Consider the following 22461-nt stretch of genomic DNA (forward strand, 5'->3'; position numbering starts at 1 on the left):
CCACCTGTGCCTTCTTGTGACGCAAGTGGGCGGCCACGACCACGCTGAGTGATTAGTCGGGCTGAGGAAGAATGCCCCCAAGGGCACCCTGGTGGCGTTGAGTGCCCCCAAGGTGCCCTTGGGGGCACCTTCGGCCGCGCGGGGGTTGGGCTGGACGGGTGTCGCTCGTGGGTGTGACAGTCAGCCGACGACGCGTTCGAGGACCAGGGAGACGTGCGGGGTCTTGGGGTGGCCCATCATGGCGCGTTCCTCGACGTAGCCGAGTTTGCCGCTGCCGTCGGGCATGATCCCGTAGAGCCGTTCGGCCGCCGTGACCTCCTTGGCGGTCTGCGACCGTACGACGGCGTCGGTCGCGAGCTGCCACGCCGACTGCCCGCGGGTGTTGCCGTAGAAGAGCTCGATGATCCCCGAGGAGTGGGACAGCACGAGTTCGATCGTGTCGTCGGCCTGCGGGCGCCAGAATCCCGTTTCGCGCGCGGCCGGCCGGATGATGTTGCCCTCGGCGTCGAGCAGCCAGGACCGCGCCTCGTGGTAGAGGAACGGGCGGCCGTCGTGGGCGATGGTGAGTTGCTGCGCGACGCGCGCGGGCTCGTCCATCGTCGGGTAGTTGACCTCACCCTCGCCGCGCCACACGCCGATCAGCGGCAGCAGTGCCAGGCATGCGTCGTTGAGGTCGGCGCCCTCGCGCAGGTTGGCCGTGTCGCCGGGGATCGGCAGATCCTCCAGCTGCGGAAGGTTGCGGTGGGCCGTCTTCTCAGCGCGTTGCGCTGCGGCCTCGATGGCCTCGTCGCCGCTCGACATCGGAGGTAAGCCTTACTCAGCGTTGGTGACGGGTGCTGGCGGTGCTGTCGCTGACGGACTGCGTCGGTTCAGCTGTCGGTGTACAGCCGGTAGACGACGTAGCCCGCGAACCACATCGAGGCGACGATGGCCAGGATCAGCAGCGTCGTAAACAGAATCTCCACGCGCGGAAGGATAGCGCCCACGCCCCGCTTCGCCCGAGCGCAGGTGTCGCCTCGTGAGCATGGTCACCGGTCCGGGCGAGCGGTCCGACGGTTGTCGTCGGCCGCGGCGCCCGTCCGTGGCCACGCCTGCGCTTCCCGGCGCGCGTCCTCGTGACAGCGGCTCCGTTCCCGGTGTTCAGCCCTGCCGACGTCCGCGGCGCCCCGGCCGGCGGCAGCGCCACCCGTGCCCGCGGTCATCCGTGCCACGGGCCCCCGTGGCGTGGCCAGGTCCCCTGCGGCCGGCCTGGACGGCGCTGGTCTCCCCACCAGTTATCGGATAAATTGTCCACTCATCATACAAGTCGACCGTCGAGGTGAGGGACGCTCTATGCCCGCCGATTCGATCCGCAGCATCACGCTTTCCCACGTCGTTCTGCCGCTGGGCAACCCGGTCAGCGACGCCAAGGTCCTCACCGGCCGGCAGAAGCCGTTGACCGAGACCGTCCTGCTCTTCGTGGAGGTCGCCACCGAGCAGGGATGTCAGGGCATGGGGTTCTCCTACTCCAAGCGCGCGGGCGGAAAGGCGCAGTACGCGCACCTGAAGGAGGTGGCGGACGTCGCCATCGGTCAGGACCCGGCGGACATCGCGAAGATCCACGAATCCCTGCTGTGGGCCGGTGCCTCCGTGGGCCGCGCGGGTGTGGCGACCCAGGCAGTCGCCGCGCTCGACGTGGCCCTGTGGGACCTCAAGGCCCGCAGGGCCGGCCTTCCGCTCGCCAAACTGCTCGGGGCCCACCGCGACTCGTGCCGCGTCTACAACACCTCGGGCGGATTCCTTCAGGCTTCGGTGGCGGAGATCAAGGAGAAGGCGAGCGGCGCGCTGGAAACCGGCATCGGCGGGATCAAGATCAAGGTCGGCCAGCCCGACTGGCGTACCGATCTCGAACGGGTGGCCGCGTTGCGCGATCACCTGGGCGACACCCCGCTCATGGTCGACGCCAACCAGCAGTGGGACCGCGCCCGTGCCCGCCGGATGTGCCGTGAGCTCGAGCCGTTCGACCTGGTCTGGATCGAAGAGCCGCTCGATGCCTGGGACGCCACCGGGCATGCCGACCTCTCGCGGACCTTCGACACCCCGATCGCGACCGGCGAGATGCTCACGTCGGTGCCCGAGCACATGGCGCTGTTGGATGCGGGCTATCGAGGCATCGTCCAGCCGGACGCGCCGCGGATCGGCGGCATCACGCCCTTCCTCAGGTTCGCCACCCTCGCCTCGTACGCGGGCCTCGCGCTGGCACCCCACTTCGCCATGGAGATCCACCTCCATCTCGCGGCGGCCTACCCGACCGAGCCCTGGGTGGAGCACTTCGAGTGGCTGAACCCGCTCTTCGAGGAGCGCATCGACATCCACGACGGCCGGATGTGGGTCCCCGATCGCGCCGGCCTCGGCTTCACTCTCAGCGACCGGATGCGCGCACTCACCGTCGAGACCGCCACTTTCCCCTCGGCCTGAGACCGGAGGGAATGATGCGGCCATGACGACGACCCTGTCCCAACGCGTGGTCTCCGGCCTGAAGGACCGGATCCTGACCGGTGAGCTGCCTCCCGGGTCCCAGCTGCCCTCGGAGAACCAGCTGATCGAGAAGTACGACGTCTCGCGCACGGTCGTTCGCGAAGCGGTGACGCGGTTACGGGCCGAGGGGCTCGTCGAGACGTTCCAGGGCAGGGGCTCGTTCGTGCTGGCTGTCCCGGAACCGTCGTCGTTCACGGTCGAGTCCTCGGCGATCCGCAGCCATCACGACGTGCTCGCCATGATCGATTTCCGGATCGGGGTCGAGAGCGAGGCGGTCGCCCTCGCCGCCCGGAACCACACGGACGCCGACGCCGAGGCGATCGCCTCGGCCCTGGGGGCGTTGACCAGCGCCGGACACGAGGGCGCCGTGGAAGCCGATTTCGACTTCCACGGCGCGTTGGCCCGTGCGAGCGGCAATCACTTCTACATCGACCTGCTCGAATCGCTGGGTCCGATGATGATCATGCTGCCTCGCATCCGGCTCGGCGACGACTACTCGATGACCGACGCCGTCCACGTCGAGCGGGTGCAGCGCGAGCACGAGAACATCGCCGCCGCCGTGCTGGCCGGTGACGCAGAGGCGGCCCGGGCGGCGATGCGCGTCCATCTGAGCAACACCCGGCGCCGCCTCGGCTGAGCACCCACGTCGCACTCAGTTGGCCCCGGCACTCGCAGCTTCCGCCGTCTCCGCGGCCTCGGCCTTCTTCTTCCTCCGGTTGCTCCTGACCCCGAAGACGACGGATCCGATGATCAGCGCCCAGATCACCCAGCTGATCGGCCCCTTGGTGAAGAAGACCAGCATGTCGCCGCTGCTGGCCTGCATGCTGTCGAGGAAGTTGGACTCGAGCGACGGGCCGAGGATGAACCCGATGAGGAACGTCGTGATCTGGATCCCGATCTTCATGAAGATGAAGCCCAGGACGCCGAAGATCAGCGCCGTCCACACGTCGAACATCACGCCGTTGTTGATGGCGTAGGAGCCGAGCACGCACATCACGAGGATGATCGGGTACAGCACGTACTTCGGGATCTCGACGACCCGGGCGAAGTAGCGGATCGACGTGAACATCATCAAGAACATGACGACGTTCGCGATGAGCAGCGCGATGATGATGCCCGACCACAGGTCCGGGTTGTCCGTGATGAACAGCGGCCCCACGTGGATGCCCTGCAGCACGAACGCTCCCAGCAGTACCGCGGTCGTGCTGTCACCGGGGATCCCGAGGGACAGCAGTGGCACCAGCGCGCCACCGGTCAGGCCGTTGTTGGACGCCTCGCTGGCGATGACCCCCTCGGGAGCGCCCTTGCCGAGCTTGTCCGGCTTCTTGGAGAAGTTCTTCGTCTGGGTGTAGGACATCAGCGACGCGGCGCTGCCACCGACCCCGGGGAGGATTCCGAGGAACGTGCCGATGAACGAGGAGCGGACCGTGTTGACGCCCTGCCCCTTGAACACGCTGAACTTGAACTTCGCCTCGTCGCTGCCCTTGGACTTCGCGAGCTTGACCTTCTTGCCTGCGGCATCCTTGAGACCGAGTTCGGAGTTGCGCAGGATCTCCGCGATACCGAACAGGCCGATCAGCACCGGCAGGAGCGAGAAGCCGTCGTAGAGCTGGTCCTCGAGGAAGCCGGGCGTGAGCCGGAGTTCGTTGTTCATGGGGAACACGCCGACCAGGCTCAGGAAGACTCCCAGCAGCGCGCTGAAGATCCCGATCAGGAGGCTCTTCTCCGAGATCGACGCGATGATCGTCAGTGCGAAGAGGATGATCAGGAACTTCTCGACGGGCCCGAACTCGATGGCCACCCCGCTCAGTACCGGGGCGAAGAAGTACAGCACGAGCAGGCTGATGACGCCTCCGATGAGGGAGGCGACGATGCCGATCTTCAGGGCCTTCTCCGCGAACCCCTGCTGTGCCATCGGATACGCGTCGAACGTGGTGGCCACCGACGAAGGGGTGCCGGGGAGCTTGAGCAGCGCCGCCGGCACCATCCCGCCGCTGATCCCTCCGACATAGAGCCCGATCAGCAGGGCAAGGCCCTCGGAGAGATCCATGGCGAAGGTCAGCGGCAGGAACACGGCGACGGCCATGGTGGCCGTCAGGCCGGGGATCGACCCGAAGACGATCCCCACCAGGACGCCGAATGTCACGAGCAGGAACGTCATGGGCGAGAGAAGTGCCAAGACATCCACGAGTGAACCCCCTTACGGAAGGGTGATGTCGAACAGCTGGCCGAAGACCAGCCAGATGGCCAAGGGAGTACAGACGGCGCTCACCGCGATTCCGGCCAGCACTCGCTTGTCCTTCGTCGGCTTGAACACCAGCGAGATGGCGACGACGAACAGGATGCTCGACAGCAGGAACCCCAGGAGGTTCAGGACGAGGACGTAGGCGAACAGGCACGCCAGCGTTCCGAACAGCTTCTTCCGGTCGAACCCTTCGTCGAAGAAGCGGAAGCTGAGCCGCGAGTCCTGGGGACCGCTTCCGAGTCTCGTGACCAACGACTTGATGCCGATGATCACCAGGAGTGCGGCGAGGATCGTCCCGATCGCGACGGGGAACACGAGGTGGTAGTCGCTGAATGCGACGTCCAGCGTGAAGAAGTCACTCATGTGGGTCCTGTTTCAATCCCTGTGGTCCGACCGCGGCTCGGCGGGGATCAGCTGGCCAGGTCGGAGAACTCGGGCGCCTGGTCGATGATCGACTCGAGACGCTTGCGCTTCTTCTCGATGTAGTCCTTGCTGTCCTTGATCGGGACATAGTTGGGAATGAACTTGTTCTTGGCCAGTTCGTCGATGTAGCCGTCGGTCTCGATCGCCTTGGCCGTCGCGGAGTCCAGGGTCTGCCTGAAGTTCTTCTCGACGTCCTTCGGCATCAGCAGGAAGAACTCCTTGTTGAAGGTGAAGGGCTGGCCGTCGACCTCGATGCCCTGCTCCTTGAAGGTGGGGATGTCGTACCCCTCGACCGGCTCGCTCGCGGTGATGCCGAGGAACTTCTCGCGGACCTTGTCCTCCACGTCGTCCTTGGTGTACTGCTCGTTCCCGCCGATCGAGCCGTAGATGATGTCGACGTTGCCCGCCCACAGCGCCTGGTTCTTCTCCTCGTCGGAACCCGTCGCGAAGACCTTGATCCGCTCCGCCACCTCGGCGCCGTACTCGTCCTCCACCCAGAGGTAGAACGCATCGAGCGACAGTTCGGAGGTGCCACCTGCCTCGACGGCGAAGGTGAGGTTCTCGCCGGGGTTGTCCTTGAGCCACTGGGCCGCCTCGGCCATCGTGTCGTACGGCGCCTCGTCGGCGGCGAGGAACGCGGCTCCCGGGTTGGTCGAGACGACCGGGCCGACCTTCCAGTTGTCGAGGGCGAACTTCTCCGGCTGTGCGCCGTACTTCACCGACAGGTAGGCCATGTCGTGGAAGAACATGACGGTGCTGCCGTCGGTCTTGGCCGAGTCCAGCGCCTGGAAGGCCCGGTTGGCGCCGATCGCGTCGGCCTTCATGTTGACGCCGAGCTCCTCGCCGACGTGTGTGGTGAAGGCGTGCGAGTTCTGGTAAGTGTCTGCCGTGGTCGAGCTCGAGCCGAGCACGACGCGGACGCGGTTGACATCGAGGCCGTTCTCGGATCCCGACCCGCCCAGTGAGCCGCATCCGGCGATGCCCACAGCCAGGATGGGGACGGTCGTGAGTGCTGCCAGCTTCCTGTGCATGTGAACTCCTTTGTTCATGGCCGCGAGATCCGGACGGTGCAGCGGGGCGGCGATGGTCACAGGACGATAGGCAGCGCCTACGATGTGAGTCCAAGTGTGAAGAAGTATGACGTGATACCTTTAGAGCATGAGCTCGGTGACCCTCGATCAGGTTCACTGCTTCATCGCGGTCGCGGAGGAACTGCACTTCGGCCGGGCGGCGGAGCGGCTCTCGATGACGCAACCACCGTTGAGCCGCCAGATCCAGAAGCTGGAGCGATCGGTGGGTGCGTCACTGCTGGAGCGGGACAACCGCCGGGTGGCCCTCACCGGTGCGGGTGCCGCGTTCCTCGGTGAGGCGTACCGCCTGCTCAACCTGGTCGAGAGCGCCGGAGATCTCGCCCGCCGGGTCGACGCCGGATCGTCGGGTGTGGCGAGACTCGGCTTCACCGCCGTCTCCGCGATCTCGGTGCTCGGGCCGCTGCTGCGGCGGCTGAACGCGAAGCTCCCCGATGTGGAGGTGCAACTCTCGGAGCGGGTCACGCCCGCCCAGGTCGACGGCATCCGGCGCGACGAGTTGGACGTCGGGCTGGCCCGGCCGCCGTTCGACACCGCGATGCTGGCTTCGAAGGTGATCCTGCGCGAGCCGCTCATGGCCGTCGTTCCCGCCGGTCACCCGTTGGCCTCGGCCGACTCCCCGCTCACGCCGGGCGACTTCGAGGACCAGGCGGTGATCGGCTACCACCCCGAGCAGTCGCGCTATTTTCACGAGTTGACCGTGCGGTTCCTGGCCAACGCCCATCCGCGGGTCGAACAACGTGTGCACCAGGTGCTGACCGCGATGCTGCTGGTGGCTGCCGAGCGCGGCGTGGCCGTCGCCCCGGCCTCGGCCTCCTCGCTCGGTGTTCCGGGTGTGGTCTTCAAGGACCTCGACCACTCCGGCGGCGACACTCACGTCGACGCCGATCCCGAACGGCCGGTCGAGTTGCACGCGATCTGGTCGCGCGAGGGCGTGAGTCCCGTGGTGAGTCGCGTGCTGGAGGTCATCACCGACGTCGTGGCGTAGCGCCGCTCCGGTCGTCAGGGTGGGCCGAGGCGGTCGAGGATCGCGGCGGCGGTCCAGGTGGCGAAGTCGTCGTGGGGCCAGCCGCACACGGTCACGAGGTGGTCGTAGGCGTCGTGTGAGGTGAGCAGCCCGATCATGTCGGCCAGTCGTGCCCGGGACGTCGCGTCCCTGCTCGGCAGCCCGCCCGCGTTCTCGGACGTCTCGAGCCAGGTGGCGATCTCCCGTCGGCGCAGGGCTGCGAGTTCCGCCCGCGCGGCGGCCACCGTCTCGTCGGCGGCCGCCGCGACCGTGAACGCCCGCCAGATGCCGAGCGAATCACGCAGCCCGTCGGCGAGCCGGGCCGTCGCGGTGGTGATCGCCGCGGCGATGTCGTCGTCGCGGCCGGGGAAGTCGCCGATGAGCGCGGTCAGGTCGACGGCGTCGGCGTCACCCGCGAATCCCGAGCGGAACGCGGCCAGCAGCAGGTCGGCCTTCTTCCCGGTCTGTGTCACGGTTTCGAGTCCCACGCCTGCCTCGACGGCGATCGTCCGCATGCTCGTGCCCGCGTAGCCGCGCTCGGCGAACAGCCGTCCTGCCGTGGTGATCACGTGGGCGCGGGTGCGCTCCGCGCGTTCCCGTCGGGCCGGGGACTCGTAGCGACGGCGGCGGCGTGACTCGGCGGATTCGGCTACCATCGAAATTCGACGATACACCGTATCGCCGAATTGTCGCCGGAACGGACGGGAGGCCTGCTATGTCCTCGGTGCTCGTGTGTGTGCAGCCCGCGCGGGGCCACGTCGGGCCGACCAAACCTCTCGTCGCCGCGCTCCTCGCCGCGGGCCATGACGTCGCCGTCGTGACCGGTGCGCGCTACGAGCAGGCGTTCGCCGTCCTCGGCGCCGACGTCACCGTGCTCGACGCAGCGGTCGACTTCGACGAGACCGACCTGAACGGCTCGGTCCCCGGCAGGGCGCAGCTCCGCGGGCTGAAGCTGGGCCGGTTCGACCTGGCCACGTTCGCGGGTGCGATGCCGGGGCAGTTGCGCGCCGTCGATGAGGTGCTGGCTCGCGGGGTCGACGTCGTGCTGTGCGATCCGCTGTTCGCGGCCGGTATGGCGCTCGTCCTCCGCGGGGACGCGCCGAGGGTCCTCGTGCTCGGGTTCGTCCCGCTGACGCAGCCGATGCCGTACCGGCCCGAACCACGCGGCCTCGGCGAGCGGCTGCACGGTGCGGCGCTGCGACGGTTCATGAGCTGGATGACCGCACCGGCGCGGGAGGTCGCGCGGCGGCACGTCCGCGAGCTCATCGGTGTCGACACCGAACTGTCCTTCATGGACTGGCCGATGCGCAGTGACGGCGTACTCCAGATGACCAGCCCGGGTTTCGAGTACCCGCGGGAGTTGGCCGCCCCGGTGCACTTCGTCGGGCCGACGACCACGAGCTCCGCCGGTGAGCACGCCCCGCCGGAGTGGTGGGACGAGCTCGACGGGTCGCGGCCGGTGGTGCACGTGACGCAGGGGACGGTCGCGAACGGCGACCTCGGACGCCTCGTCGCCCCGGCCGTCGAGGCGCTCGCCGGCGACGACGTGCTGGTGGTCGTCACGACCGGCGGTGCCGAGCCGGACGTCGGCCCACTGCCCGCCAACGTGCGCGTGGCCACCTTCCTGCCGTACGACGAACTCCTGCCGCGCTGCGACCTGATGATCACCAACGGCGGCTACGGCGGCGTCAACCACGCGCTGCGCTACGGCGTCCCGCTGATCGTCGTCGGTGCCAGCGAGGACAAATCGGAGGTGGCTGCGCGCGTGACGTGGTCGGGCGTGGGACTCGGTTACGCGCGGGGTTCGTTGCCGGTGCCGAAGCTGCGGTCGGCCGTTCGCCGGGTGCTGGCCGACCCGGCTTACCGCCGCCGCGCGGGCGAACTGGCCGCCGAGATCGCCGCGGGCCCGTCGATGGACGACGTGGTCGAGCTGATCGTCGACGGTTGAGGTGTGGTGAGCACGCGACGAGGAGGTAGCTCTCTATGAAGGCTGAGGAATTCGACGAGCGTTTCGACCGCGGCGAGGACGTGACCGGGGACCTCGATCTGTCCGCGATACGGTCAGTCGTCGCGATGGCCCGGGGCGATGAGGCCGGTCTCGTAGGCCAGGGCGACGAGTTGTGAGCGGTCGCGGGCGTCGAGTTTGGTGAGCAGCCTGCCGACATGGGTTCGTGCGGTGGCCGGGCTCATGAACAGGCGCTCGGCGACCTCCCCGTTGGAACGGCCTGCACCGACCTCGGCCAGCACCTCGCGTTCCCGCTCGGTGAGCACGTCCAAGCGGCCGGCGGCGACCGGGGCCGGTGCTTCCGCGGCCGCCCGCATGACCCGCCGGGTCACCGCCGGTGACAGCAGTGCGTCACCGCGGGAGACGATCCGCACCGCCTCACGCAGTTCGTCCGGCGTCGCGTCCTTGAGCAGGAATCCCGCCGCGCCTGCGCGGATCGCCTGCAGGATGTTCTCGTCGGTGTCGAACGTGGTGAGCACGACGACCTGCACGGCACGCAGCCGCGGGTCGGCGACGATGCGCCGCGTGGCGTCCAGTCCGTCGGTGCCGGGCATGCGGATGTCCATCAGCACGACGTCGGGACGTTCCGCGGCGACGAGGGCGACGCCGGTGTCGGCGCTGCCGGCCTCACCGGCCACGTCGATGTCGGCGGCACGTTCGAGCAGCGTCCGCAGTCCCGCGCGGATCAGGTGCTGATCGTCGACGAGCACGACCCGGATCATGAGCCGTCCCGAGCCGGTATCCGCGCTGTCACGTCGAAACCCTCGCCGGGCCGGGTCATTATCAGGAGGGTGCCGCCGAGCAGGGTCAGGCGTTCGCGCATACCGGTGATGCCCCAGCCGTCGGCGGGGTTCGCCGGTGACGCGCCCCGGCCGTCGTCGCTCACGTGCACCGTCACCACGTCCTCGCCGTAATCCACGGCCACGGTCGCCGTGGTGGCGCCGGCGTGCCGCAGCACGTTGCTCAACGCCTCCTGCACGACACGATAGGCCGTCACGTCCGACACGGCCGGCAGCGTGCGCGGGGTGCCGGTCGTGCGGATGTCCACGTGCAGTCCGCCGGCCGTGGCGGTGGCGACGAGTTCGCCGAGGCGGCTCAGCCCGGGCCTGGCGCCGACTGCGGTGTCCTCGACGTCGGTGTCGGGGCTGCGGAGCGCGTCGACCGTCGCGCGCAGTTCCCTGCCTGCGTCGCGGCAGGCCGTGCGTGCCGCGGTGAGTGACCGTTCCGCGGTGTCGGGCTCGTCGTGGAGCGTCTCCCTGGCGACGTCGGTGTGCAGCGAGATCACCGACACGGTGTGGGCCAGCAGGTCGTGCAGATCGCGGGCGATGCGCACCCGTTCCTGCTCGACCCGACGGGCCGCTTCGGCCTCCTGTTCCAGGGCGGCCGCGGCGGCCTGGCTGTCCAACTCGGCTCGCCAGCCGCGCCGGGATCGCACGCTGTCGCCGAGCGCGATCACGGCGAGCATCAGGGTCGCCGAGGTCGGCGTTTCGAGGCCGAGCACGTACGACAGGTCGTCTCCCTGGGCGATCCGCACGGCCGTGGAAACGGCGAGCAGCGCCAGCGCGGTGCCGCACGCCCAGTAGAGCCGGCCGCACTCGGCGGCGGAGTACAGCGCCGCGGCGACGGGGACGGCCAACCCGATGGGCGGATAGGAGAGCATGTAGTAGCCGAGCAGCGCGACGGCGGTGACGACCAGCACCGTGACCGGCAGGCGGCGGCGCACGAGCATCAGTGCGCCGAAGAGCGCGCCGAACGCGTACGCGGCGGGGCTCACGGTGCCCTCACCGCCGACGTTCGCCGTGACGGCCGTTCCCACGACGATCAACACCACCACCCCGAGGGCGGTGTCGACCATGAGCCGGCCCCGGTCGTCCGTTGGTGCCGCCTCGGCGCGCTGTCCGATGTGGATCACCTCCCGGTTTCTGCCGGCGTCATCGTGGCCGGAAGCCTGGGACCATTCTGGACAGCAGCCACGCCACGGCGCCCGCCGCCACTCCGGTGATCAGTCCGGTCAGGAGGCTGCTGCCGAAGGCGGCCGAACGGAGCACGACGGCTTCGAGCGCGGGCGAAAGGGCGTCGCCGAGGTTGCCGCCGAGTTCGGGGGCCGCGTCGTGGGCCACGTGCCACAGCGCCTGGTGCACGACGCCCAGTACGACGCCGTAGGCTCCTCCGACGGCCGACAGCGTCAGCAGCGGGGACGGGACACGCCGCCAGAGAACGTACGCCACCCACACGGCGAGTGGCACGAACACGAGCAGTCCGTTCAGCACCGGGGCGACGGGGCCGAGGTCGTGCGCGATCGCCCGCGGCGCGCCGAGCAGTGCCAGGGCGACGATCGTGAGCGGAGCGAGGCCGAGACGTTCCCGCACGCGGCCGAGGCGTTCCCGCATGCGGCCGGTCATGACCGCGCCTCCGCGGTGCTGCTGGTCCGGTGCCGCGGTGTGAACGGGCTCGTCGCCATGGCGTGACTCCCTCGATCGGAACGGGCGGTGACCGACGGAACGTTAGGCCGCCGGTGCCGGGTGCCGCGTCCGTCACGGCGCGCTCGCCCGCTACGCATCTCGACGTACGCGGACGCCGCGTACGGAGACGCTCACGTGCCGGGATTCGGGGCGATCGCACGACGGGTTGCCGCGATCACGGGGCTCGGATGTCGCCGTACCCGGATGTCGCCGTACCCGGATGTCGGAGTACTCGGATGTCGGCGTGTCAGCGTGCCCTCGGGGGAGGTGGCGCCACTGCCCGCCGGTGGCATGTCGCGGCACCGGCGGGCAGGCGATCTCACGCCGTGACGGCGTCGGCGTTGTTGAGCAGCGCGCTCGGGGCCTGCAGTGCGGACTCCGATGCGGCGGCCCTGCGCCGGGCCGCGGCCACGCCCCCGAAGCTCTCGGTGATCGCGGTCAGGCGTGCGGCCTGGTGGGCGACCTCGGCCTCGTAGGTCATGCCGATGCCGCCGTGCAGCTGGACGGCTTCCTCGGCGACGGTGGTGGCGGTGTCGCCCACGAACACGAAGGCGTCGTCGGCGATCGCGGCGAGGTCGACGTCGGCACCGCCGTCGGCGGCTTCGACGGTCGCGGTAGCCCACAGCGCCATGGACCGTGCCAGCTCCACGTGGGCGTAGAGGTCGGAGGCGCGGTGCACGAGCGCCTGGAACGTCGAGAGCGGAACGCCGAACTGCTTGCGGTTCTTGAGGTACTCGACGGTGTGGGCGAGCGCGGCCTCCATCAGCCCGACGGCTTCGGCCAGCACGGCCACGCGAGCCCGCGCGAACGCCGTCCGCAGGGCGGCCGTCACGTCGGCTCCCGCGGTGCCGAGCGGAGTGGCGGGAGTGTCGGTGAACGTGACCTGCGAGGCGTGGCTCCAGTCGGCGCTGCGCCCGTCGGCGCGGGTGATGCCATGGGCGCCCGCCTCGACGACGTACACGCCGGTGACGCCCTCGCCGTCGGCCGCGGTCACCAGCAGGATCGAGGCCTGGTCGGCGTGCCTCACCGGCGCCTTGACCCCGGTGAGGGTCACGGAGCCGTCTCCGCCGCGGGTCGCGGTGACCGACGGGGTGGCGTTCCAGGGCCTGCCCGGTTCGGCGTGGGCGACTGCGGCCGGCTGCGTGCCCTCGGCGAGCGCGGGCAGCAGCTGTTTGGCCTGCTGCTCGGTCCCGACCGTGGCGATCAGCCACGACGGCAGGAACACGCCGTCCAGCAGCGGTTCGGCCGCGGCGTGCTTGCCCAGCGCTTCGAGCGTCGCGTACACCTCGACCGGTCCGGCATCGGCGCCGCCGTGTTCGCCTGCGACGGTCAGCCCGGCGATGCCCATCTCGGCCAGAGTGCGCCACACGCCGTCGTTCCAGCCGAGCTCCGAGCCGGTCGCCTCGGCCCGGCCGCCCGCCGCGTAGCCACGGCCGACCGCCGAATCGACGGTCTCGAACAGCATCGCCTGGTCCTCGTTGAACTCCAGATTCATGCCCGTGCCCTCTTCCGCCTTCTCACAGTCCCAGGATGGTCTTGGCGATCACGCCGCGCTGGATCTCGTTGGAGCCACCGAAGATCGACAGCTTGCGCTGGTTCAGATACTGCGCGGCCGCGACCGCGGAGGCCTCGTCGGAGGCCACCTCCGTTTCGGTGTCGAGCAGCATGCCGTCCTGGCTCGCCGCCTCCTTGCGCAGCTTGCTCAGTTCCTGCAGCGCCTTCGTGCCCTCCATCTTCAGCAGCGACGACACGGGGCTGGCCTTGCCGCTGGCCGACGCCCCGGTCACGCGCAGCTGCGTGGCCTCGAGTGCCAGCAGCGTCGTCCGCGAGCGGTGCATCGAGGCACGGAACTGCGGGTCGTCGGCCAGCGTGCCCGTCTCGGTCGGAATGCCGCGCGAGGCCTCGGCCAGGTCGGCGAACACCCGTTGGCTCGTGCCGACCTGCGCGATGCCGTTGCGTTCGTTGCCGAGCAGGAACTTGGCGTAGCTCCAGCCCTTGTTCTGCTCCCCGACCAGGTTCTCGACCGGTACGCGCACGTTGTCGAAGAAGAACTCGTTCACCTCGGCGCTGCCGTCGACGAGCGTGATCGGCCTGCGCTCGATGCCCGGCGTGGTCATGTCCAGCAGCAGGAACGACAGGCCCTGTTGCTTGCGCGGCGCGTCCGGGTCGGTGCGGGCGAGCACGAACATCCAGTCGCCGTACTGCCCGAGTGTGGTCCACGTCTTCTGGCCGCTGAGCACGTAGCTGTCGCCCTCGCGGCGCGCCGTGGTGCGCAGCGACGCGAGGTCGGAGCCGGCCTCCGGCTCCGAGAAGCCCTGCGACCACCAGATGTCCAGGTTCGCCGTCGCGGGCAGGAACGTGCGTTTCTGCTCCTCGGTGCCGAACTCGGCGATGATCGGGCCGACCATGCTCACGTTGAACGCCAGCGGCTGCGGCACGGAGCTTCGCTGCAGTTCCGAGGCGTAGATGTGCGACTGGGTCGGCGTCCAGTCCTTGCCGCCCCACTCGACCGGCCAGTGCGGCACAGCCAGCCCGTGGGAGTTGAGGATGCGCTGGGTGGTGACGATGTCGTCACGGGTGACCCGGCTCAGCGAGTTGCGCCTGCGGATCTCCTCGGGGATCTCGCGCAGGAACACCTCCCGCAAGCCGTCCCGGAACTCGATGTCCTCACGCGACAGTTCCAGATCCATGGCGTCGGTATCCTTTCGACGGTTCAACGGTCCGCGCGTGCGGCGGCGAGGACCTCGGCCGTGCTCTGTCCGGCCCGCTCGGCGTGCCGGCGGAAGCCTACGGGCGTTGCCGAGAAGTGCAGCGGGCTCTCCACCACCCGGATGGTGCCCTCCGTGGGATGCTCCCGCTCTTTGATCAACTCGACCTCCCGGACGTAGGGGTCTTCGGGCAGGTCCGCGATGTCGACCACGCGGGCGTGGGGCACGTCGTGGGCGGTGAGGTACTCCTCCCACTCCGCGGTGGTGCGGTTCGTCGAGTTGGCCAGCACCTTCTCGACGCCTGCCGTGAACACCTCGCGGTCGATCACCGGGGAGTCCCACGCCGGGTCGGCGGCCGCGTCGTCGAGCCCGGCGCCCTTCAGCAGCGTGCGGACACCCTCGTTGGTGTAGGGGACGGCGGCGACGGCGCCACCGTCGGCCGTGCGCATGGCCGCGTGCGTGTCCGAGAGCGAGAGCGGGTTGCCCACGTCGCCCGCCGGAGGCACGAAGAGTTCGCCCGCGAGGTGCTCGACGAGGTTGACGGCGATCATCGCGTCGGCCATGGCCAGGGTGAGCTGCTGCCCTTCGCCGGTGCGCTGCTGGTGGTACAGCGCGGCCAGCACGCCGCTGAGCAGGTACAGCGCCGCGGTCTTGTCCGCGATCAGCGTGGGCACGAACTGCATGCTCCCCGCCGCCCGGTTCTGCAGGCCGACCAGGCCCGACGACGCCTGGATCACCTCGTCGTAGGCGGGCCGGTCGCCGCGGGACGAGTCGGCGGCGAACCCCTGGGCGTGGGCGTAGATCAGATGCGGCAGCCGTGCGGCGATCTCGGCGTAGCCGAGGCCGAGCCGTTCGAGCGCTCCCGCGCGCATGTTGGTGACCAGCACGTGGGCGTCGGCGAGCAGGGCGAGGAGGTCCTCACGGCCCGCCGGGTCCTTCAGGTCGATGGCGATGCTGCGCTTGTTGCGGTTCACCTGCAGATGCAGCGGGGCCATACCCGGGCTGCGGCCGATGTTGGCCGGCGAGTGCCTCGCGACGTCGCGCAGTGGTTCGACCCGGATGACGTCGGCTCCGAACTCGCCGAGGAGCTGCGTGGCGTAGGGGCCCATGACGGCGGACGAGAGGTCGACGACCGTCACGCCGTCGAGCGGTCCGCCGCTGGCGGCGGCTGCCGCATCGGCGGGAGCCGCCGTATCGGCGGCGTCGGCCGGGGAAGCATCGGCTGGGGTTTCGGTCTCGGCGCCGGTGGCGATTGCGGTGTCGGGACCCGAACGGTGGGGCGAGGTCATCGCGTTCCTTCCCTCGGGTGATCAGCTCACCGTCGACGTTAGAAAGCCGAGAGTGACGAGGGAATGACCGACTGCCTCACGCTGGTATGTCCACAACGGCAAAACCGCCTAGGCTGCATGTGTGGAGATGCACCACCTGCGCTACTTCCTCGCCGTTGCGCGTGAACTCAACTTCACCCGCGCGGCGCGGTCACTGAACATGTCGGTGCCGCCGCTGAGCCGCCGGATCCGCGACCTGGAACGGGAACTCGGCGAGACCCTGTTCGACCGCTCGACCCACCACACTCGGCTGTCCTCGGCGGGCCACGCCCTGTTGCCGCTGGCCGAATCCGTGGTGGCGAACTTCGACGCGATCCCCGGGCTCGTCGGCGCGCGCGACCGGCGGTGCGACCTGCGACTGGCCGTGCCAGATGTACTCAATCCGACGCATCGGCGCAACCTGAGCGGGTCGATCCGCTCGCTGGAGGAGCGCTACCGGGTCACGATCCGGCAGTTGCCGTCGCTGGACATGCAGTCCGCTCTGCTGAGCAACTCGCTCGACGTCGCCGTGTCCCACGTCGGCACCAGCGCCGAGCGGCTGGCGGCGCTGGTGCTGTATCGCGAACCGCTCGGCGCCGTCGTCGACGCCGACCGCTTTCCTGGCCGCACGTCGCTCACCCTCGCCGACCTGCGCGGCTTCACCTACATCCAGGGTCCGCGGCACTGGGATCTGGGCTCGCAGCGCGCCGACCGGCTGGCCGCCCACGGTGTGGTGGTCGACAAGGACGCGCAGTTCACCGACACGTCCGGCCTGCAGGTGCTGCTGCGGAGCACGAAGGGGTTCAGCCTCGCGCCGCTGGAGTCCGCGACGGTGCTCGCGCTGGACCCCGAGTCGACGATCCTGCCCGTCGACGACCTCGGCGCGACGCTCACGACCTACCTCCTGTGGCGCAACGCGGACACCTGGATCGACCCGGTCGTCGACGTACTCCGGCACGCCCGCGGCCCGCAGTGACCCGCCCCGCCCGCAGGCGGGACGGGCGGGCACAGCCAGGCGGCAGCGTGTCGATGAGGGGTGGTGGCCGGGCGGTCAGCTGAGCGAGGGGAACGGCGGCGGCGCGGGCACGGTCGGCACCCACACGGCCTTGGTCTGGGTGTATTCGTCCAGCACGCCGGGTCCCGAGGAACGTCCCCAACCGGAGTCCCCGACGCCGCCGAAGGGCACGGCGACGTGAATGGTCTTGTAGGAGTTGATCCAGAACGTGCCCGCGTCGACGGCGTGCGCGACACGGTGCGCGCGCGAGACGTCCGCCGTCCACACCGCGCCAGCCAGGCCGAAGCCCGTGCCGTTGGCCCTGGCGACGGCCTCGTCCTCGTCGGTGAAGGTGCCGACCGACAGCACCGGCCCGAACACCTCCGTCCGTTCGAGCGTGTGATCGCGGCCGACGCCGTCGAGAATCGTCGGCATCACCCAGTTGCCGCCCCGCCACGGGCCCTCGCGCAGGTGCGAGTCCAGTTCGTGGCCGGTGATCCGGTCGGCACCCTCGGACGTTCCGGTGCCGATGAGCGAGCACACGGTGTCGTACTGGTCCCGCGTGACGATCGGGCCGATCTCGGTCCGCGGATCGAGCGGGTCGCCGAGCCGCAGCCGCCCGACTCCCTCCCGGATGCGTGCGATCAGCTCGTCGTGGACGTCCCTGTGGACGAGCAGCCGTGAACCGGCCACGCACGACTGACCCGCTGCGGCGAAGATCCCCGCGATCGCGCCGTGTGCGGCGCGGTCCAGGTCGCCGTCGTCGAAGACGATGTTGGCGCTCTTGCCGCCGAGCTCCAGCAACGTCGGCGTGCCCACCGCGGCCGCCGCGCCGGCGACGGCGCGCCCGGTGGGAACCGAACCGATGAACGCGATCTTGCCGACCCGCGGATCGCCGGTGAGCGCGGCTCCGAGCGTGCCGCCGAGACCGGGCGCGACCGAGAGGACACCGGGCGGCAGGCCGGCGTCCTCGGCCAGCGCGGCGAGCCGCAGCGACGTCACGGGCGTGAACTCGCTGGGTTTCACGATGACCGCGTTCCCCGCGGCCAGTGCCGGTGCCGCGTTCCAGGCCGCCGTGAACAGCGGCGCGTTCCACGGCGTCACGGCGACGACGACGCCCCACGGCACCTTGCGGGTGTAGGTCATCCAGTCCCCGGGCACCGGGACGGTGTCGCCGGTGATCTTGTCGGCCCAGCCCGCGAAGTAGGCGAACATCTCGGCTGCCTTCGCCGCCTCGCCCCGGGTGTCCCGTAGCGGCTTGCCGGTGGTGGCGCTCTCCAGCACGGCCAGTTCCTCGGCGTGGTCCGACACGGCCGTGGCCACGTCGCGCAGGATGCGCGCGCGCTCGAACGGATTCGTCTCACCCCACGTCGCGGCGCCCCGCTGCGCCGAGTCCACCGCGACGGTGGCCCCTTCGGCGCCGGGGTCCGCCCAGGTCGTCACGAGCGCACCGGTCGCGGGGTCGCGCAGTTCGACCGGCTCTCCCGAGCCCGCGTGGGTGACGCCCGCGGTGTGCACGCCGATGCCGCCCGGCAGGTGTCGGTCGAGGAGTGCGCGTGCCCGCTCGCCCGGATCGAGGTCGGCGGGCGGGGTGAGGTCCGGTGTGCCGGTCGTCGGTGTCGCGCTCATCGGTTCTGGGGTTTCCTCTCCGGCCGTGCCATGCGGTTGAAGTCCTCTGCCGAGCCGAGACGGTCGCGGGTGTCCTGCCACGCCGCGGACACGACGTCGGCGAGCGGTGACGGTGCGCCGAGGGAATGCGCGGTCTCGGTCGCCAACGCGACGTCCCGTGCCATCAGCCCGAGCGGAAACCCCGAGTCGAACGTCTCCGGGAGGACCCAGCGGGGCAGGTTGACCTCGGTGACGGCACTGCGTCCGGATGCCGCGTTGACGGCCTGGACCACCTGTGCCGGATCGATGTCGGCGGCCTCGGCCAGCCGGATGGCTTCGCCCGCGATCTGCAGATGGGTGGCGCAGAGCAGGTTGTTGACGAGTTTGGCGACGTTGCCCGCACCGGGTCCGCCGACCCGCACCACGCGCTGGGCGATCGCGTCGAACACGGGTTGTGCCTCCGCGATCGCGTCGTCGTGTCCCCCGAGGAACACGGTCAGCGCGCCGTTCCAGGCCCCGGCGGGACCGCCGCTGACGGGGGCGTCCAGCAGACCGTGGCCGTGGTGGGCGAGCCGTTGCGCGAGCACGCGGGTCGAGACCGGGCTGCTCGTGGAGGTGTCGATGACGAGCCGGTGTGCCACGTCGGCGTCGAGCACGCGGTCCACGAGCTGTTCGACCTGCTCGGATCCCGGCAGCGACAACACGAGTACGCCCGCACCCGCCACGGCCGTGTCGAGGTCCACGACCGGGAGGAGGTCGTCGACGCGTGCGGCCGCCTCGGGCGCCGGATCCACCCCGAGGACGGAGCGGCCCGCTTGAGCGAGGGTCCGCGCGATGCCGGCACCCATGTTGCCGAGGCCGATCACGGCCACGGAGTCGTGCATCTGGTTCTCTCCTTATCCGGTCAGCCGGTGATGCGAAGGACGATGTCGGCGACGACGGCCGAACCGATGTAGGTGGACGCGAGTACGAACACCGCGATCAGCAGCAGTTTCCAGCCGGACTTCTTCACGACGTCGATCTCGCGTTCGGTGAGCGCCAACCCGGCGTAGGCCAGTGCGGGCACGCTCAACGCGAGGAAGTCGATGTCGGCGACGAGCGAGGTGACGGCACTTCCCCAGGGGGTGAAGGGAAGCGTGGCGACGATGCCGAGCAGGGAGATCCACGCGATGCTCGGCAGATAGAACGGGGCGAAGCGGGTCAGCACGATGCCCGCCGCGCAGATCACGTACAGCCCGGCCATGCCGCCGGCGGCGGCCAGCGCGGAGATGTCCGTTGCCAGCAGCTGCAACGCCAAGCCGAGCACGCTGACGAGAGCCAGGTCGCGCAACGTCGGGCCCACGGCGATCTTCTCGCGCGGGATGCGGGTGCTCCCGCTCGTGGTTTCCTCTGCGCTCACGGTCAGTTCTCCTTCCGTGCCACGGGCTTCTCATCGGGGCGGGCCTTCTTGTACAGCCATTCGACGGCGGGGAGTGCGACGAACAAGCTGACGTACAGGCCGGTGGCGTAGGTGAGCAGGTTGCTGGCCCCTGCCAGCGCGACGACGGTGTCCTCCATTCCCGGCCACATCCCGGAAAGCGAGCCGCTGCACGCCGCGAGCATCGATCCGCTCCCGACCCCGCAGGCCATCGCCAGCGCTTCGGGCGTGAAGATTCCCAGTGACGCCGACAGCGAGGCCATGACGGAGAAGATCAGCGTGCCGAACAGGGTGCCGACGACGTAGACGACCATGACCCCGGTGCCCTCCGGGCTCTTGAGGCCGTAGCGGTCGACGATGATGGCCAGGTTCGGCTCGCGGGCCACGGAGAAGGTCGCGCCGATCGCCTCCCGGCGGAGTTTGAACACCCAGATCGCGAGCGGGAAGGCGAACGCGACCGTGGCGAGGTTCCCGACCTCCTGAAGCAGGAGTGCGGGCCCCGCCTCGATCAGTTCCTCGAAGGACGGTCCGATGGTGGTGCCGAACTTCGCGATGAACGGCATGATCGCGATGACGATCATCGGCGAGGCCGCTTTGACTTCCCGTTTCCGGATGAATTTCGACGCGGCTCCGACGACGTGCGGATTGATCAGCACACTGAGAAGGAACGCGTAGAGCAGTGGAAGCAGCAGAATCGCGGCGGGGCCGATCGGAATCTCCTGCACGTCGATCAGCTGCGCGACGACGGCGATGACGAGCACGGCGACGTGCAGTCGCCACATGTCCAACACGCTGCCCGGTGCACGCATGGCGGCTCCTGCGGGTGAGGGGTTCGACGAGGGAACTCTCGGTGGCAGGCGACGCTACGTCCACGGCATGTGGTGCACAAGAAGACAATTTTCGGACCGGGGTGTTGCCGTTGGGGCAACACTCACCGGGTGTTCAGCGAGTCGAGCTGCTCCGAGCAGTGTTCGAGGAGCCGCGCCGCGGCGAACGACGGAGTGCGCCCGGCCCTCGTCAGCAACTGGGCGCGGACGCGGTCCCGCTCGGCGACCGCGAGCGGAATCGCCCGCAGCCGCCGGCCCGCCAGGTGCCTGCCGACGGCGAACCGCGGCAGCAGTGTGATGCCGAGCCCCGCGAGTACGAAGCCGGTCATCGCGTGGATGGAATTGCTGACGAGCCGGATGTCGAGCAGAACGCCGTGGGTCCGCTGGATCTGATCGGTCAGCGCGCGCAGCCCGAATCGCGCCGGCAGCACGGTGGCCGGTTCGTCGGCGAGCCGTTGCGGCGCGACCTCGTCGAGTCCGGCGAGCGGGTGGTCCGGCGCGCAGATGACGTGCAGTGGCTGCGGGGCCTGCCGGACGACGGTGAGCTCGCGGTGCGGTGTCGTGTGCAGTGCCAGTGCGAGGTCGACCTCGTCGGCGAGCAGCAGGTCACGGATCTCGTCGGTGCCGCCGGTGCTCAGCTCCACCGACACCCCTGGATAGTCCGCGAGGAAACTGTTGAGGCCGTGCTCCACCAGGTCGTCGATGAACCCTTCGCCCGCGGCCACGCGTACCCGGCCACGACGCAGACCACGGTGCTCGTCGAGGTTCTCGGTAAGCAGCTCTTCGAGGTGGGCGCGGTCCTTGGCGAAGCGCAGCAGTAGTTCGCCGGCCTCGGTGGGGCGCACGCCGCGGGCGCTGCGTTCGAGCAGAGTCGTCTGCAGGCGCCGTTCGAGCGCCGCGATCGTGCGGCTCACCGCGGAAGGGGCGAGGCCGAGCTGCTCGGCGGCCGACCGGATCGACCCGGTCTCGCAGACGGCGCCGTAGTAGCGCAGCGTCCGGTCGTCGAGAGACATGGCGTGACCCTAGCGGGCTTGCCGCAGGCAGGCCTGTGCCGACGCCGGTTTTGTCGCAGCCGGTTTTGTCGCAATCGGTTGTGTCGCAGTCGGTTGTGTCGCGGCCGGGCCTCGTGTCACGCGGATCTCGGCTGCCGTGGACGTGACCGTGGGCGTCTGCCGTCACGCGCGCAGGTCCGAGACGATCCGGTCGCGGTGCAGCCGCTGCAACCCGACGAAGGCGAGTGTTGCGGTCACCGCGCTCATGCCGAGCCGGAACCAGTGGCCGACCTCGAACTCGGCGGCGGTGAGCCGCAGCAGTTCCGCGGTGTGCACCGCCGCCCCCTCGTCGAACATGATCTCGTTGCGGGGCCAGAAGTACAGCACCGAGAACAGGAATTCGCCGAGCGCGAGTGACGCGAGGCTTGCCGCGATCCACCACCGTGCGGCCCGGATCTTCCGGACGAGCAGCAACGTGACCACGGCGGTGATCAGTGTGACCGCGCCCATCGGCGGGAAGAAGTCGGCGGGGCCGGTGACGTCGAAGAACGCGCAGGCCTCGGTCAACGAACGCGGGACGTCGTGGAAGACGTTGGGATAGATGACGATCGTCTCGACCGCGATGCCGCCGAAGGCGACCATGGCCAACCAGACGTACGCCGCGGAGACGGGAAATCCGAGTCGGTGCATCGACATGACGTGACTCCGTATCGGACGGGAACTGACCCCGGGAACGCTATGGCGGCGTGACCGGATGGCGCGTCCGTCGCAGCGCGCTCGCCGACTACGCGTCCCGGCGTACGGAGTGGGTGTCGGGTTACGTGCCGGTTGCCCGGCCGGGGCGATCACGCCGACCGGCGGG

General features: G+C 69.7%; 22 protein-coding genes. 5 read left to right on the top strand and 17 right to left on the bottom strand.

Annotation, left to right across the window (positions count from 1 at the left end; genetic code table 11):
• Nucleotides 1-180: 180 nt before the first annotated feature.
• Nucleotides 181-801, bottom strand: a complete 621-nt coding sequence (locus LY12_RS23410) for a heme-binding beta-barrel domain-containing protein (protein WP_253859609.1) — start codon at nt 799-801, stop codon at nt 181-183.
• A gap of 531 nt (nt 802-1332) precedes the next feature.
• Between LY12_RS23410 and LY12_RS23415 the strand changes: the two genes are divergently transcribed.
• Both LY12_RS23415 and LY12_RS26010 read left to right on the top strand, forming a co-directional pair.
• Complete coding sequence (locus LY12_RS23415; protein WP_253859610.1) at nt 1333-2457, top strand: L-talarate/galactarate dehydratase; 1125 nt, start codon at nt 1333-1335, stop codon at nt 2455-2457.
• Between the two features lie 22 nt (nt 2458-2479).
• Entirely contained in the window at nt 2480-3154 is a 675-nt protein-coding gene (locus LY12_RS26010) for a FadR/GntR family transcriptional regulator (protein WP_301303084.1), read from the top strand.
• 15 nt (nt 3155-3169) lie between these two features.
• Here LY12_RS26010 and LY12_RS23430 read toward each other — a convergent pair whose 3' ends face one another.
• Genes LY12_RS23430 through LY12_RS23440 form a run of 3 tightly spaced genes read right to left on the bottom strand, consistent with a single transcriptional unit; the run spans nt 3170 to nt 6216 of the window.
• Entirely contained in the window at nt 3170-4705 is a 1536-nt protein-coding gene (locus LY12_RS23430; RefSeq protein ID WP_253859611.1) for a tripartite tricarboxylate transporter permease, read from the bottom strand.
• Nucleotides 4706-4717: 12 nt separating this feature from the next.
• Entirely contained in the window at nt 4718-5125 is a 408-nt protein-coding gene (locus LY12_RS23435) for a tripartite tricarboxylate transporter TctB family protein (RefSeq protein WP_253859612.1), read from the bottom strand.
• A gap of 47 nt (nt 5126-5172) precedes the next feature.
• Nucleotides 5173-6216: a tripartite tricarboxylate transporter substrate-binding protein gene (locus tag LY12_RS23440; RefSeq protein ID WP_253859613.1), complete on the bottom strand. Its 1044-nt coding sequence runs from the start codon at nt 6214-6216 to the stop codon at nt 5173-5175.
• Nucleotides 6217-6343: 127 nt separating this feature from the next.
• Here LY12_RS23440 and LY12_RS23445 point away from each other — a divergent pair, with 127 nt between their 5' ends.
• Nucleotides 6344-7261, top strand: a complete 918-nt coding sequence (locus LY12_RS23445) for a LysR family transcriptional regulator (protein ID WP_253859614.1) — start codon at nt 6344-6346, stop codon at nt 7259-7261.
• Between the two features lie 14 nt (nt 7262-7275).
• On the opposite strand, the gene LY12_RS23450 is transcribed toward LY12_RS23445, so the two are convergent.
• Nucleotides 7276-7935 carry a TetR/AcrR family transcriptional regulator gene (locus LY12_RS23450; RefSeq protein WP_253859615.1) on the bottom strand — a complete coding sequence of 220 codons (660 nt, stop codon included), beginning with the start codon at nt 7933-7935 and terminating at the stop codon, nt 7276-7278.
• 59 nt (nt 7936-7994) lie between these two features.
• Between LY12_RS23450 and LY12_RS23455 the strand changes: the two genes are divergently transcribed.
• The gene (locus LY12_RS23455; protein WP_253859616.1) at nt 7995-9227 is read left to right on the top strand and encodes a glycosyltransferase; all 1233 of its coding nucleotides are present in this window, start codon (nt 7995-7997) and stop codon (nt 9225-9227) included.
• A gap of 113 nt (nt 9228-9340) precedes the next feature.
• Here LY12_RS23455 and LY12_RS23460 read toward each other — a convergent pair whose 3' ends face one another.
• The 6 genes from LY12_RS23460 to LY12_RS23485 form a co-directional block, all read right to left on the bottom strand.
• Entirely contained in the window at nt 9341-10006 is a 666-nt protein-coding gene (locus tag LY12_RS23460) for a response regulator transcription factor (protein WP_253859617.1), read from the bottom strand.
• Complete coding sequence (locus tag LY12_RS23465) at nt 10003-11196, bottom strand: sensor histidine kinase (protein WP_253859618.1); 1194 nt, start codon at nt 11194-11196, stop codon at nt 10003-10005. The genes LY12_RS23460 and LY12_RS23465 overlap by 4 nt, the downstream gene beginning before the upstream one ends.
• Nucleotides 11197-11215: 19 nt before the next feature.
• Complete coding sequence (locus tag LY12_RS23470) at nt 11216-11686, bottom strand: hypothetical protein (RefSeq protein ID WP_253859619.1); 471 nt, start codon at nt 11684-11686, stop codon at nt 11216-11218.
• A 379-nt stretch (nt 11687-12065) separates the two neighbouring features.
• A complete protein-coding gene (locus tag LY12_RS23475; RefSeq protein ID WP_253859620.1) occupies nt 12066-13241 on the bottom strand; it encodes an acyl-CoA dehydrogenase family protein in 1176 nt (391 codons plus the stop codon).
• A 22-nt stretch (nt 13242-13263) separates the two neighbouring features.
• The gene (locus tag LY12_RS23480; protein WP_253859621.1) at nt 13264-14436 is read right to left on the bottom strand and encodes an acyl-CoA dehydrogenase family protein; all 1173 of its coding nucleotides are present in this window, start codon (nt 14434-14436) and stop codon (nt 13264-13266) included.
• 23 nt (nt 14437-14459) lie between these two features.
• Nucleotides 14460-15743: a CaiB/BaiF CoA transferase family protein gene (locus LY12_RS23485; RefSeq protein WP_253859622.1), complete on the bottom strand. Its 1284-nt coding sequence runs from the start codon at nt 15741-15743 to the stop codon at nt 14460-14462.
• A 127-nt stretch (nt 15744-15870) separates the two neighbouring features.
• On the opposite strand from LY12_RS23485, the gene LY12_RS23490 reads away from it, so the two are divergent.
• Nucleotides 15871-16737 carry a LysR family transcriptional regulator gene (locus LY12_RS23490; protein WP_253859681.1) on the top strand — a complete coding sequence of 289 codons (867 nt, stop codon included), beginning with the start codon at nt 15871-15873 and terminating at the stop codon, nt 16735-16737.
• A gap of 75 nt (nt 16738-16812) precedes the next feature.
• Here the strand turns inward: LY12_RS23490 and LY12_RS23495 are convergent, their stop codons facing one another.
• From LY12_RS23495 to LY12_RS23520, 6 genes are all read right to left on the bottom strand, one after another.
• On the bottom strand, nt 16813-18384 hold the full coding sequence (locus tag LY12_RS23495; RefSeq protein WP_253859623.1) for an aldehyde dehydrogenase family protein: 1572 nt from the start codon (nt 18382-18384) through the stop codon (nt 16813-16815).
• Nucleotides 18381-19247 (bottom strand): NAD(P)-dependent oxidoreductase, encoded by an 867-nt coding sequence (locus LY12_RS23500; protein WP_253859624.1) that lies wholly within the window; start codon nt 19245-19247, stop codon nt 18381-18383. The genes LY12_RS23495 and LY12_RS23500 overlap by 4 nt, the downstream gene beginning before the upstream one ends.
• A 20-nt stretch (nt 19248-19267) precedes the next feature.
• Nucleotides 19268-19762 (bottom strand): hypothetical protein, encoded by a 495-nt coding sequence (locus tag LY12_RS23505; RefSeq protein ID WP_253859625.1) that lies wholly within the window; start codon nt 19760-19762, stop codon nt 19268-19270.
• Nucleotides 19763-19764: 2 nt separating this feature from the next.
• On the bottom strand, nt 19765-20589 hold the full coding sequence (locus LY12_RS23510) for a DUF3100 domain-containing protein (RefSeq protein WP_253859626.1): 825 nt from the start codon (nt 20587-20589) through the stop codon (nt 19765-19767).
• 122 nt (nt 20590-20711) lie between these two features.
• The gene (locus LY12_RS23515; protein WP_253859627.1) at nt 20712-21620 is read right to left on the bottom strand and encodes a LysR family transcriptional regulator; all 909 of its coding nucleotides are present in this window, start codon (nt 21618-21620) and stop codon (nt 20712-20714) included.
• A gap of 162 nt (nt 21621-21782) precedes the next feature.
• Complete coding sequence (locus LY12_RS23520) at nt 21783-22295, bottom strand: DUF1772 domain-containing protein (RefSeq protein WP_253859628.1); 513 nt, start codon at nt 22293-22295, stop codon at nt 21783-21785.
• Between the last annotated feature and the right edge of the window lie 166 nt (nt 22296-22461).

Source organism: Prauserella alba, from assembly GCF_024171735.1.
Lineage (GTDB): Bacteria > Actinomycetota > Actinomycetes > Mycobacteriales > Pseudonocardiaceae > Prauserella > Prauserella alba.